The following is a 634-nucleotide window of genomic DNA, read 5'->3' on the forward strand; positions in this document are numbered from 1 at the left end:
TCCAGCGGCCAGGCTTGTCCGCAGACAGGCTACTGGCAGGCTGCCCGTCTGAGCCGCGATGCTTACTCGAGGTTCAACGATGGCGTCATTCGCCGCTTCGAGGAGAACGAGATCATGCCCACCCTGAGGGTTCAGAGTCACGAGCCTCGTTTCTTGCTCCCCGACAGAATCACGGTCAATGAGGAAAACATCGAATGGCGACTGTTGGGGTAAGACATGAAAGGCATCATTCGTATGGGCCACAACATGCTCGACGAGTACTGGGACACGGATGACCACACGGCGCTGAACCGTTCCGAGGGCAGTAAGCCCGCACCCAATTGTGGCCCCCGAGGCGATACTCCACGCCAGGATATTTCCAGCCAGGTCACCGGGCCCATTCTGGAACACCTGCACCATAACTTCGCCACCGCCTGGCGCAAGGAAACCGGTGAGGATCTGCTCGCGTCGCGCCAGGCCATGCAGGTGGGGCCACAATTGCAATGCACCCCAGACACCACCCGACAGATCGCACAGATCGTCCGTACCCAACCGCAAGACAAAAACAAGCGCGACATCGAAAAGGTCTACCTGAAAGCCGTCAACAACGCGACCCAATTCATTTATATCGAGAACCAGTACTTTCGCTGGCCGC

At 58.0% G+C, this 634-nt stretch carries 1 protein-coding gene and 1 pseudogene; both read left to right on the forward strand.

The genetic code is table 11. The features are described from left to right. Positions 1-213 (forward strand): annotated as a pseudogene (locus tag BSF44_RS30565) (sel1 repeat family protein); the annotation flags it as partial. 3 nt (positions 214-216) lie between these two features. After that, a partial coding sequence (locus BSF44_RS29275) for a phosphatidylserine/phosphatidylglycerophosphate/cardiolipin synthase family protein (RefSeq protein ID WP_371918305.1) occupies positions 217-634 on the forward strand: 418 nt, incomplete at its 3' end.

This window comes from Pseudomonas sp. ACN8 (genome assembly GCF_002303925.1).
Lineage (GTDB): Bacteria > Pseudomonadota > Gammaproteobacteria > Pseudomonadales > Pseudomonadaceae > Aquipseudomonas.